10 protein-coding genes and 1 CRISPR repeat array are annotated in these 16,933 nt (G+C 73.0%); of the genes, 2 read left to right on the top strand and 8 right to left on the bottom strand.

Annotation, left to right across the window (positions count from 1 at the left end):
* Nucleotides 1-170 precede the first annotated feature (170 nt).
* The 7 genes from EDD28_RS07630 to EDD28_RS07600 all read right to left on the bottom strand — a co-directional run bounded on the left by EDD28_RS07630 (nt 171) and on the right by EDD28_RS07600 (nt 9,302).
* A complete protein-coding gene (locus EDD28_RS07630; protein ID WP_123739058.1) occupies nt 171-626 on the bottom strand; it encodes a YchJ family protein in 456 nt (151 codons plus the stop codon).
* Between the two features lie 548 nt (nt 627-1,174).
* Nucleotides 1,175-2,311 carry a glycerol dehydrogenase gene (locus EDD28_RS07625; RefSeq protein ID WP_123739057.1) on the bottom strand — a complete coding sequence of 379 codons (1,137 nt, stop codon included), beginning with the start codon at nt 2,309-2,311 and terminating at the stop codon, nt 1,175-1,177.
* A gap of 174 nt (nt 2,312-2,485) precedes the next feature.
* Nucleotides 2,486-4,414, bottom strand: coding sequence for an alpha-amylase family protein (locus tag EDD28_RS07620; RefSeq protein ID WP_123739056.1), 1,929 nt, complete (start codon nt 4,412-4,414; stop codon nt 2,486-2,488).
* A complete protein-coding gene (locus EDD28_RS07615; protein ID WP_123739055.1) occupies nt 4,411-5,235 on the bottom strand; it encodes a carbohydrate ABC transporter permease in 825 nt (274 codons plus the stop codon). Before EDD28_RS07615 ends, EDD28_RS07620 begins: the two co-directional genes overlap by 4 nt.
* A 3-nt stretch (nt 5,236-5,238) precedes the next feature.
* A complete protein-coding gene (locus tag EDD28_RS07610) occupies nt 5,239-6,180 on the bottom strand; it encodes a carbohydrate ABC transporter permease (protein ID WP_123739054.1) in 942 nt (313 codons plus the stop codon).
* The gene (locus tag EDD28_RS07605) at nt 6,177-7,523 is read right to left on the bottom strand and encodes an ABC transporter substrate-binding protein (RefSeq protein ID WP_123739053.1); all 1,347 of its coding nucleotides are present in this window, start codon (nt 7,521-7,523) and stop codon (nt 6,177-6,179) included. Before EDD28_RS07605 ends, EDD28_RS07610 begins: the two co-directional genes overlap by 4 nt.
* Before the next feature lie 54 nt (nt 7,524-7,577).
* On the bottom strand, nt 7,578-9,302 hold the full coding sequence (locus EDD28_RS07600) for an alpha-amylase family glycosyl hydrolase (RefSeq protein WP_245967960.1): 1,725 nt from the start codon (nt 9,300-9,302) through the stop codon (nt 7,578-7,580).
* A 208-nt stretch (nt 9,303-9,510) separates the two neighbouring features.
* Here EDD28_RS07600 and EDD28_RS07595 point away from each other — a divergent pair, with 208 nt between their 5' ends.
* Both EDD28_RS07595 and EDD28_RS07590 read left to right on the top strand, forming a co-directional pair.
* Nucleotides 9,511-10,539: a LacI family DNA-binding transcriptional regulator gene (locus EDD28_RS07595; protein ID WP_123739051.1), complete on the top strand. Its 1,029-nt coding sequence runs from the start codon at nt 9,511-9,513 to the stop codon at nt 10,537-10,539.
* A gap of 95 nt (nt 10,540-10,634) precedes the next feature.
* A complete protein-coding gene (locus EDD28_RS07590; protein ID WP_170169389.1) occupies nt 10,635-12,122 on the top strand; it encodes a glycoside hydrolase family 32 protein in 1,488 nt (495 codons plus the stop codon).
* Nucleotides 12,123-12,209: 87 nt separating this feature from the next.
* A CRISPR array of direct repeats spans nt 12,210-16,480; the repeat unit is 28 nt; unit sequence GTGCTCCCCGCGAATGCGGGGATGGTCC.
* A gap of 85 nt (nt 16,481-16,565) precedes the next feature.
* Here the strand turns inward: EDD28_RS07590 and cas2e are convergent.
* On the bottom strand, nt 16,566-16,925 hold the full coding sequence (gene cas2e / locus EDD28_RS07585; RefSeq protein ID WP_245968047.1) for a type I-E CRISPR-associated endoribonuclease Cas2e: 360 nt from the start codon (nt 16,923-16,925) through the stop codon (nt 16,566-16,568).
* Nucleotides 16,926-16,933 lie beyond the last annotated feature (8 nt).

The following is a 16,933-nucleotide window of genomic DNA, read 5'->3' as shown; positions in this document are numbered from 1 at the left end:
CGGCTGCTGAAATCGACGCGCGTCCGCGTCATCGGTTCGGCACCCGGTTTCCGTCGGGGTCGACGGGCGTCGACGGGGGCGACGGGCGCGACCGCGCGGGAGCCGCCCTGGGGGTGGACGGGCGCGACGGCGCGGGTGGGCACGGCGGGCTGCTCGAGAGGCGACCCGCGCTACCGGACGTCACCGTCGACGTAGCGCCACTCGCCGTCGACCCGCTCGAACCGGCTGGTCTCCTCCAGGACGCCGCGACCGGTCGGGCTCCGGTACGACGCGCGGAAGTGCACCGTGCCGACCGGGCCGTCCGGCCCGCCGTCCGTCGCGCTCACGATCTGGAGCGCGACCCACGCGAGGTCGTCGTCGAGCACCAGGTCGGCCGGGCGTGTGCGGGGATGCCAGGTGCGCAGGACGTGGTCGACGTCGCCGCGGGCGTAGGCGGTGAACCGCGACCGCATGAGCGCCTCGGCCGTCGGAGGGGTGGCCGCGCCGGCGAGGACTGGCCCGCAGCACTCGTCGAACGGGCGACGGCTCCGGCACGGGCAGGGGTCGGCCTTGGCCTTGGCCTGACCGTCGGCGGCAGGGCGGTGGGCGTCGACGGGTCGGCGCTCGTCGGCGGGTCGGTCCGGCATGGGGCGGCTCCTCTCGGCACCCCCATGCTCTCGCGGGCCCGAGCCGAGTACCGCCGTGTCCACGCCAGGGCCGGGTCGCGGCGTCGCCCCGGTCCACCGGTAGCCACGGGCACGGCCATGTCCACGCCAGGGCCGGGTCGAGGCGGCCACCCGGCGGCCCGGTGGCCACGGGCGACCGCCCCTGACGATCCACCGCCCCCGGCTCGCCAGTAGCCACGGGGACGACCATGTCCACACCAAGACCGGGTCGAGGCGGTCACCCGGCTACCCGGTGGTCCCGGGCGACCAACACTGACGATCCACCGCCTCCGGCCGCCCGGTGGCCACGGGCGCGGCCGTGTACACGCCAGGACCGGGTCGCGGCATCGCCCCAGTCCCCCGGTGCCCACGGGTATGGCCGTGTCCACACCAGGACCGGGTCGAGGCGGCCACCCGGCGGCCCGGTGGCCACGGGCGACCAACACTGACGATCCACCGCCTCCGGCCGCCCGGTGGCCACGGGCGCGGCCGTGTCCACACCAGGACCGGGTCGAGGCGACCCCCGCCTCTCAGTGCCCGGCGACGTACGCGACCGGCTCGGGCAGCCCGGTCTCGGCGCGAACCCGGCGCGAGATCCCCTCGATCGCCTTGAGCGCGGAGACGACCTGCTCGGCCGACACCGGGAACGGCATCGCGTGGATCGTCTCGCCCTCCGCGGTCGCCGCCGCGGCGACCGCGGCCAGCTCCGGCGAGTCCGGCGTCAGACCGACCTCGGTCAGGGTGTTCGGCAGGCCGACCCTCGTCGTGAAGACGATGAAGTCCTCGATCTCCTCGGTCGGGGCGCCCTCGAGCACGAGCTGCGTCAGCGTGCCGATGTTGACCTTCTCCCCGTGCGTGAGGCCGTGCGTCTGCGGGGCGGCCGTGAGCCCGTTGTGGATGGCGTGCGCGGCGGCGAGACCGCCGGACTCGAAGCCGAGCCCCGACAGCAGCGTGTTCGCCTCGACGACCTTCTCCAGCGCGGGGGTGACGACGCGGGCGCGCACGGCGTCGAGCGCCGGCAGCGCGTTCTCCCACAGCAGCTCCCAGGACAGGCGCGCCAGCGCGGTGCCGGTCGCCGTCGGCCGACCCCCGGCCATCGTGTCGCCGGTTCCGGCCGCGACGGCGCGGGCCTCGACCCAGGTCGCCAGCGCGTCGCCGATCCCGCCGACCAGGAACCGCGCCGGGGCGTGCGCGACGACGGCCGTGTCGATGAGGACGAGGTGCGGGTTGCTCGGGAAGAAGCGGTACTCCTCGAACTCGCCGTCCTCGGTGTAGATGACCGACAGCGCCGAGCAGGGCGCGTCGCTCGACGCTGCGGTCGGAACGGACGCCCAGCGGATGCCGGCGAGGTGACCGGCCGCCTTCGCCGCGTCGATGACCGACCCGCCCCCGAGCCCGACGACGACGTCGTGGCCGTCCGTCGTGATCCGCTCGACGAGCGAGTCGACGGCGGCCGCGGTGGCGTAGGTGCCGAACCCGACGCGGACGACGGGCAGGCCGGCGGCCTCGAGGCTCTCCGCGACCGTGGAGCCGACCAGCTCCCAGACGCGGTCGTCCGCCACGACGAGCGGTGACGTCCCGATCTTCGCCAGGTGCTCGCCGAGCGAGCCGAGGACGCCGGCGCCCTGGACGTAGCGGGAGGGGCTGGCCAGAACCATGGTGGACATGGGGTCTCCTTCGGTGTCGGGCGCCACCTGACGCACGCACTCCGCCCCGGCGGCACCGTCTCGATCTCTGACCCCTCCACCCTGCCTCGTCCTGCGCTCCCGCGCGAGGGACCTTTGGGGTGGAGCGGTCGACGGCGACGTGAACGGCCGGCGCCCGCGACCGCGGCGGGTCCCTCAGCCGCGCTCGCCCGAACGGCCCCCGGCCCGCAGCCGCCCGTAGCGCCGCCAGGTGTCGGCGACGAGGGCGAGATCGGCGTCGTCGAGCAGCTCGTCCGAGCGGTCCATCGCCTCGACGTAGTACAGCGCCGGGACGCCGAGCCGCCACTGCTCCTCGACGTAGCTGCGCCACTCGGCCCGGCTCGGCATCGGCCACTGGTCGGTGTCGACGAGGCGGCCCGAGTGCGCCGCCCGCGCCACCCGCGCGCGGAACCGGAGCTGCTCGACGACCGGCACCGCCCGACCCAGCTCGTCCCTCTCGAGGACGTCGTTGAGCCGCACCATGTCGGTGACGTCGGCGAACCGGGGGTCGAGCGCGTGCGTCACGACGAGCGCGTCGGGCTTGGCCCGGTGGGCCGCGCGGTGCAGCGTCGTCAGCAGCTCGTGCAGCGCGGCGACGCCCCAGACGCCGCCGTCGTCGCGTCCGTCGCCCAACGTGACGAGCGAGACGCCCGACGGGGCGCGCTGGGTGAAGTCGACCTTGAACCCGTCGGCATCGAGGCCGTCCGGCGAGAGCAGGTCGGTGACGATCCGGGCGAGCCGCGCGAGGTAGTCGGGGTTCGACGGGTCGACGCTGACGGGTGTCCCGTCGGGCCCCAGGACGCACTCGCGCGCGGGGACGCCCTCGGGGTCCCACGCCTTGAACCAGAGCAGCACCCGCTGGCCGTCCTCGTGCCGCCGACGGATCCAGCCGCGCAGGTCGGGCCACTTCTCCGCGTCGACGGTGCAGGCGCCGTACTCGGCCTGCCACCGGTCGTCGACGACGATCGTCCCAGGCACGATCCCGTGCTCGCGCGCCCGCGCCAGCCACGCGTCGTAGAGGTCCTGGCGCGCGAGGTCCGGGGCCGTCGCCACCGAGGTGACGGCCGTGTCGGCCGCGGGCGCCTCGGCGTCCCGCGCCGCCCGCGCGCACTGGCTCCCCCAGCCGCACAGGATGGGCGCCGCCCACCACTCGGGGGCGTCGGGCGCCGTCGGCGCTCCCGCCACCGGAGACCCGGCCGACCCCGTCGACGTCACCGCGCGCAGGTCGTCGACGACCTCCCAGACGGATCGAGCCGGCCGCAGCCGGAGGGTCGGCGAGCTCCACGTCCCACGGACGCGCGTGTGTCCCTCGTACGCGAGCCGCAGCCACCAGCCCCCGTCGAGCGGCTCGTAGAGCACCCGGGTGAAGCCGGCGTCGGCCACGTCGACGACCACCTCGGCGCCGAGCCAGGACCCGTCGGGCGTCGCGGTCGGCGCGTCGGGAGCCGGGTCGGGCGAGAAGGCGAACGCGAGCGGCGGCGGGGAGAACACGCCGTGCAGCCGGCCGGGCAGCGCGTCGCCGAGGATGCCGAGCGCGGCCGGGACCGACGCTGGACGCACGACCCGCACGGGCTCGGCGACCGCCGGCGAGAACACCGAGGCGAAGGTCGCGGGCGAGCGCAGCTCACCGCACGAGCCGTTCCTGCCGACGACGTGGCCACCGCCGAGCGTGACGTCGGTGATCCAGCCGTCGCCCTCGACGACGACCCGGACGTGCACGGCGTCGGCGCGCGCCTCGAGGTGGAGGGTCTTGCGTCGCCAGGCCGCGGTCGGGAGGTCGAGGGTCACCGTGACGGCGTCGACGTCACCGTCGCCCCCGGTCACCCGAGCCACCTCCGGCACCCCGATCGGCTCGACCCCGGGGGCCGCGAGCAGGGTCTCGTCCGGCACGTCGCGCCGGTGCACCGAGGCCAGGAGCGTGAGGTCGAGGACGACGGGACGCCCGTCCCCGGCCCCGTCGCGACCCTCGGCGTCGTGCTCCGGACGCGACCGCAGGACGGCCCGCGACCCGTCGACGGCGAGGACGTAGCCGGGCGCGGTGACGACGGTCTCGCCGCCGTCACCGCGCCCGAGCGTCAGGCTCAACCCTTCACCGCGCCCGAGATGAGGGCCTTGACGAAGTGCCGCTGGAACAGGAGGAACACCAGGATCGTCGGCGCCATGATGAGCAGCGAACCGGCGTTGAGCAGCACGACGTCGGTCGTGTACTGGCCGACGAAGTTCTGCAGCGCGCCGGCCATGGTGCGCTGGCTCGGGTCGTCGATGAGGACGATCGCCTGGAGGAACGTGTTCCACGTCCACAGGAACAGCAGGAGGCACATCGAGGAGATCGCCGGCACCGCGAGCGGGACCTGGATCCGGGTGAAGTCCTGCCAGCGGTTGGCCCCGTCGATCGCCGAGGCCTCCGACAGCTCCTTCGGCATCGTGATGAAGTGCGCCCGCATCCAGTACGCGGCGAACGGCATGAACGTGCCGATGAGCACCACGATGAGGCCGAGCCGGGTGTTGATGAGGCCCATCGACTGGAGCTGGTAGTACAGCGGGACGATCGTCGCCTCCTTCGGCAGCGTGAGGCCGAAGATGAGGACGAGCAGCACGACGCTGCCGCCCAGCACCTTGAGCTGGCCGAGCGCGAAGCCGGCCATCGTCGCGCACAGCGCGGCGATCGGCACGACCCCGATGACGAGGATGACGCTGGAGACGAGTAGCGGCGTCACCTCGGCGACGCGCCAGGCGTCGACGAAGTTGTGCCACTGCGGGTCGCTCGGCCACGAGATGCCGAGCGGGAGCGAGCCCTGCGGCTGGAGGGCGGCCGAGAGCATCGACAGCAGCGGGAAGATCGAGAAGATCATCGCGAGGATGAGCAGGATCAGCCCGGGGATTCGTTCGCGCACGTTCGTCTGCATGGCCTACTTCTCCTGGAACAGCCGCTGGAGCGGCACGATCACGACGACGATGAGGACGGTCAGCACGATGGCGAGCGCGCTCGCGAGCCCGACCCTGGACTCCGTGAACGCGAGCTGGAAGATCTGCACGCCGGGCACCATCGTCGAGGTGCCGGGACCACCGCGGGTCGACATGTAGACGACGTCGAAGCTCGCGAGCGCCGCGATCATCGTCATGGTCACGCAGACGCCGATCTCCTGGCGCAGGCCCGGCAGCGTCACCGAGCGGAACGTCTGGAAGAAGCCGGCGCCGTCGAGCTTCGCCGCCTCGTAGATCGCGAGGTCGATCTTGCCGATGCCCGCCATGAGCAGGATCGTGCAGAAGCCGAGGTTGAGCCAGAGGCCGATGAGGCCCACGGCCGGCAGCGCCCAGGTGAAGTCGCCGAGCCAGGCCCTCGTGAGGCCACCGAGCCCGATCCCGGACAGCAGCTGGTTGACGGCGCCCGTGCTCGAGAGCATCCACACCCAGGCGATGGCGGCGGCCGCCCCGGGGATGATCTGCGGCAGGAACAGCAGCGTCCGCGCCGTCGTCGCGAGTCCCTTGAGCCGGATCTCCTGGATGAGGGCCGCGATGACCAGACCGAGGACGACCGGGATGATCGTGAAGAAGATCATGAGGAAGAACGAGTGGCCGACCGAGCTGATGAGCTGGGGGTCGGTGAGGACGCGCACGTAGTTGCCGAGGCCGACCGGCGTCGCCGTCGTGTAGCCGTCCCAGTCGAAGAAGGAGTACTGGACGGTCGCGAACAGCGGCCAGAGCACGAACAGGCCGTAGAACACGAGCGCGGGGAGCAGGAACAGCCAGCCGCTCAGCCGCCCCCGCTCGGACGCCGACCTGCGGCCGCCCCGGCCGCGCGCGGTGAGCGCGCGACCGGAGGCAGCAGCGTTGAGCTCGGTGGTCGTCACCGACCGAGCTCTTCCTCGTACGCCTTCTGGATCGCCGGAAGGACGTCGGTCGGGGAGCTCTTGCCGCCGAACAGGTTCTGGATCTCCTGGTTCTGCGTCTGCGTGATCCCGGGGGTCGCGTTCTGGATGAACTGGACCTGGCCGTCGGCCTCGACCAGCGCGACGAACGACGCCTGGACGGCCTCGTTGAGCGAGCCGGGCTCGGTCGTCGGCGCCGCACCCTCGCCGCTCGGCGCGAAGCCGTTGTCGACGAGGATCTGACGCGCCTCGTCGCTCAGCAGGAAGTTGAGGAACGCGGCGGCGGCGTTCTTGTTCTCCGCCTTGGCCTTCGCGGGGATGCCGAAGTTGGAGACCGGGTCGGACATCGCGAGGAACTGTCCCTCGGTGAGCGCCGGCGGCGCCGCGAACGTCACGTCGTCCATCTGGCCGGCGATGCCGGACGCGTCCCAGTTGCCGGAGGCGAAGAACAGCCCGTCGCCGGACGCGAACCTGGCGAGGGCGCCGGCGGCGTCCGTCCCGTTCGCGTCGTCGTTGAAGTAGCCGGCCCTGATCCACTCGTCGAGCGTCGCGACGGCCTCGTCGCCCTCGGGGGTCGCGATCGTCGCGTCGGGCGCGTTGTAGACCCACTGGTTGATCGCGTCGGCCCCGACGCGCCCGTTGAGCAGGAACTGCAGCGTCGTGAGACCACCGCCGGTCGCGTTGCCGGCCATGATGCCGGTGACGCCGGCGGCCTTGGCCGTCGCGAGCTGCTCCTCCCACTCGGCGACCGTCGTCGGCGGGGCGTCGATGCCGAGCTGGGCCATGAGGTCCGTGTTGACGTAGAGGCCGGTCGTCACGAACCCGCTGGCGAGCGAGAACTGGGAGCCGGTGCCGCGCACGCCGTCCTCGTCGACCGTGTACATGGCGAGCTGGCCCGACGGGAGGTCGGTCCAGCCGTACGCCTCGGCCCACGGGTCGAGGTTGGTGAGCAGCCCGTTGTGGGCCGTCGACCCGAGCGAGTTGATCCGGGCGAGGTCCGGCGGGTCCTCCGAGGAGAGCACGCGCGGGGCGTTCTGGGCCTGGACGTTGTCCGGGTCGAACCGGGTCGTGATCGTGACGTTCGGGAACTTGTCCTGGAACGCGGCGATCAGGGCGTCGTCGATCGTCTTGAGGCCGGCGCCGTCGTAGAGGACGAGCTCGACCGGCTCGTCGCCGAGCTCCGTCGAGACCTCGGGGGCATCGCCGTCGCCGGCCCCCGAGGAGCCGGTGCCGCCGCCCGAGCCGGTCGGCGCGCAGGCGGTGAGAGCCAGGACCCCGGCGAGCACGCCGCCGAGACCCAGCCGAGTGATACGGGAAGTACGCATGGGTGTCTCTTCCTTGAGCAGGAGTGTTACAGGGTGGGTCCGCCGCCTCGCGGGTCACCGGACCCGTCGAAGCCACGCCGTCGCGTCGTGCGGCAGCGTCGCCGCGAGGAGCTGGATGCTGGAGAGGGTCACCTCCCAGCCGTCGTCGATCGGCACGGGCGCGCCGGAGAGGTTGAGGACGCACCGGACGGGGGCGCCGTGCCGGTCGAGGCGCTCGAAGTCGAGCACCGCCGGGTCCGACGCGCGCCAGGCCAGCGCCGCCTCCGGCGCTCCCTGGGCGCGGCGCAGGCGCAGGGCCGCGCGGAGGAGGTGGAGCGTCGAGCCGGGGTCGGCCTCCTCGGCCGCGACCGTGAGGTCGGCCCAGTCGGCCGGCATCGGGAACCAGGTGTCGTCGTTCGTGCTGAACCCGAACGGCGGGCGGTCGCCGGACCAGGGCATCGGGACGCGGCTGCCGTCGCGACCTCGGATCGTGCCGCCGGAGCGGCGGTGGACCGGGTCGCGCAGGCTCTCCACCGGGAGGTCGGCGACGTACGGCAGGCCCAGCTCCTCGCCCTGGTAGAGGTAGCAGCTCCCGGGCAGCGCGAGCATGAGCAGCAGCGCGGCGCGGGCGCGGCGCCGGCCCAGCTCGAGGTCGGTCGGAGCCGTGGCCGGGTCGACCATGTGCACAGCCGTCGTGTCGGGCCGGCCGAGGCGCGTGGCCAGCCGGACCTCGTCGTGGCTGGACAGGCACCAGGTGGGCGGCGCCCCGACCTCGGCGTGCAGGCGCAGGGTCTCGTCGATGACGGCGCGCAGACCCGGTCCCCACGGCTCCTTGAGGAACTGGAAGTTGAACGCGGTGTTGAGCTCGTCGGGACGGACGTAGTCGGCCAGCCGCTCGGAGGAGCTGACGACGGCCTCGGCGACGAACATCCGGTCCTCGCCGTACTCGCGGGCGACCGAGCGGAACCGGCGCATGATGTCGTGGATGCCGGGGGTGTCCCACTGCGGACTGTCGACCCACGCCGAGGAGCGGAAGACCGACGGGTCGCCGTAGGCCGCGAGGTCGTAGTCCGGGAGGCCGGCCTCCTTGGCCATGGCGGGGGCGGCGTCGACGCGGAGCCCGTCGACGCCGAGGTCGAACCAGAACCGCATGATGTCGTCGAAGTCGGCGCGGACCTGCTCGCGGGACCAGTCGAGGTCCGGCTGCTCGGGTGCGAAGGTGTGGAAGTACCACTGACCGGGGGAGCCGTCCGGCTCGGTCACCCGGGTCCAGCCCGAGTCGCCGAACGCGCTGATCCAGCCGTTCGGCGGACGCTCGCCGAGCTCGCCCCGGCCGTCGCGGAACAGGTAGCGCTCGCGCTCGGTCGAACCGCGGCCGGCGGCGAGCGCGGCCTGGAACCAGGGGTGCTGGTTGCTCGTGTGGTTGGCGACGAGGTCGACGATCAGGCGCATGCCGCGGGCGTGCACGTCGTCGATGAGCGCACGCGCCTCGTTCAGCGTGCCGAGCATGGGGTTGATGTCGCAGTAGTCGGAGACGTCGTAGCCGCCGTCCGCCATCGGCGACGGGTTCCACGGGCAGAGCCAGATCGCGTCGGCCCCGAGGTCGGCGATGTGGTCGAGCCGCTCGCGCAGGCCACGCAGGTCCCCGATGCCGTCGCCGTCGCCGTCCGCGAAGGACGTGGGGTAGACCGCGTAGACGACGGCGCCGCGCCACCACAGGGCCGGGGAGGTCGCGTCCGCCGGCGTCGAACCGACGGGCGTGGACCCGGAAACGCTTCCAGCCGCGGGCGTTCCGCTCACCGTCGACACCACTGTGGAACTCCTCCGTCGGACCTCGGGATCGGAAGCGTTTCCGATCCGTACCCGCCTAGAGTGCATCCTGACGTGCTTGGTGTCAACGGGTTCGTCGGGATCGGGCCGGCGCGCCCGTTCCGGCGTGTTGCGCGTAGCGCCGTTGTATCCGGAAGCGTTTCCGGCAGATCACCGCTCGGGACGCTACGATCCCCGCATGACGACGAAGCCGGAACGCGCCGACCGGGGCGTGACGCTCGCCGACATCGCACGCGAGGCCGGCGTCTCCCTCGCGACCGCATCCCGGGCGATGTCCGGAGCACGCGGGGTCTCCGCCGCGACCACCCGGAAGGTGCGCGCGGTGGCGGAGCGCCACTCCTACGTCGTCTCACCCGAGGCGTCGGGCCTCTCCCGCGGCTCGACCGGGCGGATCGGGGTCCTGACGCGCCACATCGCGCGCCCGTTCTACGCGGAGGCGCTCGAGGAGATCGAGTCGGTCCTCGCCGACCACGGCCTCGACACCGTCGTCTACTGCGTGCGGACGCCCGAGGACCAGCACAGCTTCTTCGAGCGGCTCCCGGCGCGACGCAAGGTCGACGGGCTGCTCGTCCTCGCGCTGCCGCTGAGCCCGCACGAGAAGGAGCGACTCGACCTGCTCGACGTCGCCGTGGTCGCCGCCAGCGGCCAGACCGCCGACTACCCGTACGTCAGCATCGACGACGCCGAGGCCGGCCGGCAGGCCATGGACCACCTGCTCAGGCTCGGGCACCGGCGCATCGCCATGATCGACGCGATCGATCCCAACGCGAGCGAGTGGCCGATCGAGCTCCGCTCGCTCGCCTACACGCGCTCGCTCGAGGCCGCGGGGATCGAGCTGGAGGAGGACCTCTTCGTGCGCGTGCCGTGGGGCGCCGAGGGCGGGGCCGAGGGGATGGAGCGCCTGCTCAGCCTGCGGGAGCCGCCGACCGCCGTGTTCATCCACTCCGACGACCTCGCGTACGGCGCGCTCCGCGTCCTGCGCCGCGCCGGGCTGGAGGTGCCGCGGGACATGTCCGTCATCTCGATCGACGACGCGCCGATGTCCGAGCTGCTCGACCTCACGACCGTCCGCCAGGACGCCCGGCTGCAGGGGCGGCTCGCGGCCGAGACGCTGCTGGCGATGCTCGCCGACGAGCCGTACCAGCGCGCGCGCCTCACCCCGACGCGGCTCGTCCCGCGCGGAAGCACGGCGGCGCCCGCGCGATGACGCGGTCGTCGTCGCGCCCTCCCGTTCCGCCTGATGCCGCATGGCTCCCTGCTCGACACCCTGCTGATGCCCGCCGCCCCCGCCGAAGGACCCCCGTGACCGATCCGCTCGCCCCCCGCCTCCACGTCCGCCCGCCGTCGGGCTGGCTCAACGACCCCAACGGCATCGGGTTCTGGGACGGCCGCTGGCACGTCATGTTTCAGTGGAACCCGAACGCGCCCGTGCACGCCGACGTGCACTGGGGCCACGCCAGCTCCGCCGACCTCCTGACCTGGCGCGACGAGGGGCTAGCTCTCGCCCCGCGGCCGGGCTCGATCGACGCGACCGGGGCGTGGAGCGGCGTCGCCGTCGTCGAGGACGGGGCTGTCGCTGTCGGTGGGGCCGGCGGCGCGGGCGGCGACGGACGTGGCGCGGGCGGCGACGGTCGCGGCGACGACGGGGACCCGGCCCGGGTCGAGAACGTGGCGCTCGTCTACACGGCGTGCCGATCGGACGCGCGCGACTCGGGCGTCGCGGTGTCCCGTCGCGCGGAGGGCGCGCGGTTCGCCGCACCCGATGCGTGGGTCGCGCCGCACCCCGATGGCTGGCGCGACGTGCGCGACCCGTTCGTCCTCGACATCGCGGGCGAGCGGTACGCGATCCAGGGCGCTGGCCGGCTCCCGCGCGGCGGGGCGGTCCTCGTCTACCGCGTGCCCGAGCTCGACACCCCGTGGGAGCTGCTGGGCGAGCTGTCCGTCGCGGAGGACCTGGCCGACGGGCTGCCGCGCGACGGCGACGCGTGGGAGTGCCCCCAGCTCGTGCGCGTGGGGTCGGACTGGGTGCTCGTCGTGTCGTGGTTCACCCACGAGGCGGGCGGGGTGCGGCAGGGCGTGACGGCCTACGTCGGGTCCGTCGCAGTCGACGACGCCGGCGTGCCCCGGTTCGTCGCTCGGACCGGAGCGCCGCTGGACCTCGGGTCCGACTTCTACGCTCCGCAGCTCGTGGTCGACCGGCGGGACGGGATCGACCGCGTCCTGGTCTGGGGCTGGTCGTGGGAGGGCCGCGGGGTGGGCGCGGACCTGGTTCCACGTGGAACGGCGACGGCCGGGAGGTGTGGCGTCGTCGATCCCGCGACGAACCTGACGACGGACGACGAGGTGGCCGCGCGCGGGTGGGCCGGGACGCTGACGTTCCCGCGGGAGCTCGACGTGGTGGACGGCGTCGCACGGCAGGTGCCGGCGCGCGAGCTCGCCGGGCTGCGCGGGAGCGCGGTCGAGGTGGTGCGCGCCGGCGACGGGTGGGCAACCGTCGGGCTCGGACCCGCGTTCGGTGCCCGGCTGGTCGACGGCGCGGCGTGGGAGCTGGTGCTTGCGGGGTCGGACGGGGAGCGCTGCGCGCTGGCTGGGGTGAGCGCCGGGGGGATGACGGTGCTGGTGGACGGCTCGATCGTCGAGGTGTTCGACGAGGCAGCGACGCACACGCGTCGGGTGTACCCGCGGGACGGGGAGTCGTGGGTGCTGCGCGCGCGGACGGCCGAGGCGGTCGGGGGCGAGAGCGGGAGCGCGCCGGAGGTGTGGGAGCTGCGGGCACCCGCGGAGGCGTAGCGGTCAGAGCGAGGGGTCGGGACGTCGTCGATCCCACAACTGCATCCAGCAGAGCACCCGACCCGATATCGTCGCTGGTCAGCAAGTGTGCTCCCCGCGAATGCGGGGATGGTCCCTGCTTCGGGTCCACGACGGGGCCCCTTCCTGCGTGCTCCCCGCGAATGCGGGGATGGTCCCCGGCGCCTGTGCGTCCTGCACTTCTCGCTCACGTGCTCCCCGCGAATGCGGGGATGGTCCCGAGGCGCTCAAGGCGCTCGGCAACGGCGTCGTGTGCTCCCCGCGAATGCGGGGATGGTCCCTTGTACGAGCTGACGCTCGCCTGCCCTCCGGAGTGCTCCCCGCGAATGCGGGGATGGTCCGCTGCGCCGTCAGGGCGGCCCCGACACCGTCGAGTGCTCCCCGCGAATGCGGGGATGGTCCGAACGGCAAGCCGCGACGCACCTGGCTCCAGCGGTGCTCCCCGCGAATGCGGGGATGGTCCGAACTGGGAGTACTCGTTGACGGCGTCGGTGATGTGCTCCCCGCGAATGCGGGGATGGTCCCGCGCGCTTCGCGGCGCGGGTCGTGTCCGCGGGGTGCTCCCCGCGAATGCGGGGATGGTCCGAACTCGGCCTTGGCCGCCGGCGGGGTCTTGTCGTGCTCCCCGCGAATGCGGGGATGGTCCCAGCCGATCGAACTGGACGTAGTCGCTCTCGCTGTGCTCCCCGCGAATGCGGGGATGGTCCTCACCTACACCGACTCTCGCGGGCTCACCGGCGTGCTCCCCGCGAATGCGGGGATGGTCCGCACCCGACGTCGGACCAGATCCGCTGGCTCGGGTGCTCCCCGCGAATGCGGGGATGGTCCGTCGGGGACGACGTGCTGGGGTGGGCCAAGGGAGTGCTCCCCGCGAATGCGGGGATGGTCCCATTGGCCGGACGAGCGCCTTAAGCGTGTGGGCGTGCTCCCCGCGAATGCGGGGATGGTCCGGTCGTCGACCTGGAGATCCGCCGGGCGAAGCGGTGCTCCCCGCGAATGCGGGGATGGTCCCGCCTCGCCCCAGCACTCGCGGTGGCCGTCGCCGTGCTCCCCGCGAATGCGGGGATGGTCCGACGCCGGCCCACATCATCCGGATCCGGACACGGTGCTCCCCGCGAATGCGGGGATGGTCCCACCTGGCCCAACACCCCGCCGACCGACCCCGAGTGCTCCCCGCGAATGCGGGGATGGTCCCGCCGTCGCCCGCGAGGCCGCGCTCCTGCCCCAGTGCTCCCCGCGAATGCGGGGATGGTCCCGTTGCACGCATGTCGAGCAACGTCCTGCATCTGTGCTCCCCGCGAATGCGGGGATGGTCCCGGCGCCGTCGACGACAGGAATGTGCACATGTCGTGCTCCCCGCGAATGCGGGGATGGTCCGGCGCGGAAGGAGGCGAACCCGCTCGCCCCCGAGTGCTCCCCGCGAATGCGGGGATGGTCCCTGCGATGATGAGGCACTGGAAGCACTACGACAGTGCTCCCCGCGAATGCGGGGATGGTCCCACCACCAAGCTTCTCAACGCCGTCGCGGAAGCGTGCTCCCCGCGAATGCGGGGATGGTCCCTGGTGGAGGACGCGGCTCGTGTTGCCGGCGGTGTGCTCCCCGCGAATGCGGGGATGGTCCGGGCGTGGCGGGGATCCGGCGCGGCGACATCTGGTGCTCCCCGCGAATGCGGGGATGGTCCCTCCATGCGGGCATCGCGCCCACGTCGAGGGTCGTGCTCCCCGCGAATGCGGGGATGGTCCGCTCGCGACCGGCGACACCGCCGACAGCTACCTGTGCTCCCCGCGAATGCGGGGATGGTCCCACCTCGGACGAGAACCGGTCGCCAACCCACGGGTGCTCCCCGCGAATGCGGGGATGGTCCCGACGTCCTCATGGGATCGGGCGAGTCCGTCCCGTGCTCCCCGCGAATGCGGGGATGGTCCCTCGACGTCCAGCGACATCGCCGACGCCCAGTCGTGCTCCCCGCGAATGCGGGGATGGTCCCCGGTACAGACCCGTCTCGCGCGGCATCACGAGGTGCTCCCCGCGAATGCGGGGATGGTCCCAGCAGGCTCACGAGTCACCCCCCGGGCGGAGCGTGCTCCCCGCGAATGCGGGGATGGTCCGCCATCGTCGCCCTTGACGAGCATGCGGCCGAGGTGCTCCCCGCGAATGCGGGGATGGTCCCGGGCCCGCGTCGAACGACACTTGCTCGCCGGTGTGCTCCCCGCGTATGCGGGGATGGTCCGCTCTGATGGCCTGGACTCGGAAGCTCTCGTCCGTGCTCCCCGCGTATGCGGGGATGGTCCGCCGGAGCCGGAGCTGTGCCCGGGGTGCCTGGAGTGCTCCCCGCGTATGCGGGGATGGTCCCCACCCGCGATCAGCATGGACGCGTGGAAGTGTGTGCTCCCCGCGAATGCGGGGATGGTCCGGCGGGGACGCGCTCGTAGCTCGTCCGTCCTCGGTGCTCCCCGCGAATGCGGGGATGGTCCGCGCGAGCTGCTCGCTGGCGTGTCCCTCGGGGAGCGCTCCCCGCGAATGCGGGGATGGTCCGGGGCGGAGGAAGTGAGGGCGTCGGGGCGGACCGTGCTCCCCGCGAATGCGGGGATGGTGCCGCCGCGCCGTGGCCGCCGACCCGGACGACGTCGTGCTCCCCGCGAATGCGGGGATGGTCCCCCGCGCAGGACCACCGCTCTCGGCTTGAGCGCGTGCTCCCCGCGTATGCGGGGATGGTCCCGGGCGCGCGGCACTCACCGCGACCGAGGCGCCGTGCTCCCCGTGTATGCGGGGATGGTCCGCCGACGACGTCTCCAGGCGCTCACCGCGATCGGTGCTCCCCGCGTATGCGGGGATGGTCCGTCGGTCGCGCGGGGGGTGACGGCGGCGTCGCGGTGTTCCCCGCGTATGCGGGGATGGTCCCTTCTTCCAGCAGCGCACGCTCACCGGGGATGGTCCGAAGTGGTTGGTGGTCCTTGGTGGGCTCCTCGTGTGCTCCCCGCGTATGCGGGGATGGTCCCCCGGAGTCGAGGACGCGGCGCAGGGTCCGATCGTGCTCCCCGCGTATGCGGGGATGGTCCCCGCACGATCGCCACCCGCGCCGACTTGCGCGTGTGCTCCCCGCGTATGCAGGGATGGTCCGCTCTCCGCCCTCCAGGAGATCGTCGACGGGACGTGCTCCCCGCGTATGCGGGGATGGTCCGTCGGGACACGGCCGACCTCCAGAGGTTCGCTCGTGCTCCCCGCGTATGCGGGGATGGTCCGTTCGCGCAGGCTATCGCGACGCTGGAGGCCGAGGTGCTCCCCGCGTATGCGGGGATGGTCCCGACACCGGATGCTGGGCCGCCGGGAACCGGCTGTGCTCCCCGCGTATGCGGGGATGGTCCGACGTGAACGCCGTCGCCGGAGACCGAACGCTCGTGCTCCCCGCGTATGCGGGGATGGTCCCTGGGGGTTGATGCCGCGGTCCGTGAACCAGGCGTGTTCCCCGCGTATGCGGGGATGGTCCGTTCGCGCAGGCTATCGCGACGCTGGAGGCCGAGGTGCTCCCCGCGTATGCGGGGATGGTCCCTTCGTCGCGCGCGCCGGAATGAGGGTCGTCTCGTGCTCCCCGCGTATGCGGGGATGGTCCGAGCCCCGAGCCGTAGGAGGCCCTGATGCGTGTGTGCTCCCCGCGTATGCGGGGATGGTCCCCTGCTGGCCGCGGGCGCGCGGGAGGTGTGGATGTGCTCCCCGCGTATGCGGGGATGGTCCCGTGCCAGTAGGTGTCGGGGCGTAGGCGGTTGCGCTCCCCGCGTATGCGGGGATGGTCCCGACCTGCGCGAGCAGCAGAAGGCCGACACAGCGTGCTCCCCGCGTATGCGGGGATGGTCCCGACCTGCGCGAGCAGCAGAAGGCCGACACAGCGTGCTCCCCGCGTATGCGGGGATGGTCCCGACCTGCGCGAGCAGCAGAAGGCCGACACAGCGTGCTCCCCGCGTATGCGGGGATGGTCCGTCCGTCCGGTGGGTGCCCGAGTGGGAAGCACGGTGCTCCCCGCGTATGCGGGGATGGTCCCACTCGCCCGACCGACTCGCCCTGGTCGGACTTGCGCTCCCCGCGTATGCGGGGATGGTCCCACCATGACCACACCCGCCCCCTACTCGTGCGCGTGCTCCCCGCGTATGCGGGGATGGTCCCGATGCGATCGCGGCGTTCGCGCGGCACCCAGGGTGCTCCCCGCGTATGCGGGGATGGTCCCCACTGTGCGAGCATCCGGAGCTGCTCGATGTTGTGCTCCCCGCGTATGCGGGGATGGTCCTCGTGGGTGGCGATGGTGCCGCTCCGTCACGTGTGCTCCCCGCGTATGCGGGAATGATCCCTCCCCGACCTCGCTGTTGCCGGCCAGCGCGATGCCCAGCCGGCTGATCGCACTCCCGCAGTGCTCCTGCACCCCGGACCGAGCCCTAGCGCCCTCGTAACCGCCGCGCCGCGTGGCTCCAGTTCCGCGGGGCCCGGGCAGCCCCGTCCGCGCGCACCGGCTCGACCTGTACCGACCCCGCTCCGCCACCCAACGTCCTCGACGCTCCTGCCCCGGACCCGTCGGGGCGTTCCATCAGCATGAGGCCGTCGAAGTCCACCGGCTTCCAGTCGTGCCCGTGGACCCGGAACGCCAACCTCTGCTCGTTCCGTGCCGAGTGCACCAGGATCGCTCGCCCCCGGCCGACACCGTCGACGATCCGTTCCCACAGCAGATCCCGAACACGAGCTGAGACCCGCCCGACGAACACCCCCGGCGCGATCTCGAACAGCCACCGTGTCAGCACTCCGCGCA

Source organism: Salana multivorans (genome assembly GCF_003751805.1).
Taxonomy (GTDB): Bacteria; Actinomycetota; Actinomycetes; order Actinomycetales; family Beutenbergiaceae; genus Salana; species Salana multivorans.
The sequence above is the reverse complement of the archived record's forward strand: the minus strand, read 5'-3'. Positions and strand labels throughout refer to the sequence as shown.

Excerpts from the sequence above, each read along its gene's own strand:
- EDD28_RS07625 (WP_123739057.1), bottom strand. The coding sequence starts at position 2,311 with ATGTCCACCATGGTTCTGGCCAGCCCCTCCCGCTACGTCCAGGGCGCC.
- EDD28_RS07615 (WP_123739055.1), bottom strand. The coding sequence starts at position 5,235 with ATGCAGACGAACGTGCGCGAACGAATCCCCGGGCTGATCCTGCTCATC.
- EDD28_RS07630 (WP_123739058.1), bottom strand. The coding sequence starts at position 626 with ATGCCGGACCGACCCGCCGACGAGCGCCGACCCGTCGACGCCCACCGC.
- EDD28_RS07605 (WP_123739053.1), bottom strand. The coding sequence starts at position 7,523 with ATGCGTACTTCCCGTATCACTCGGCTGGGTCTCGGCGGCGTGCTCGCC.
- EDD28_RS07595 (WP_123739051.1), top strand. The coding sequence starts at position 9,511 with ATGACGACGAAGCCGGAACGCGCCGACCGGGGCGTGACGCTCGCCGAC.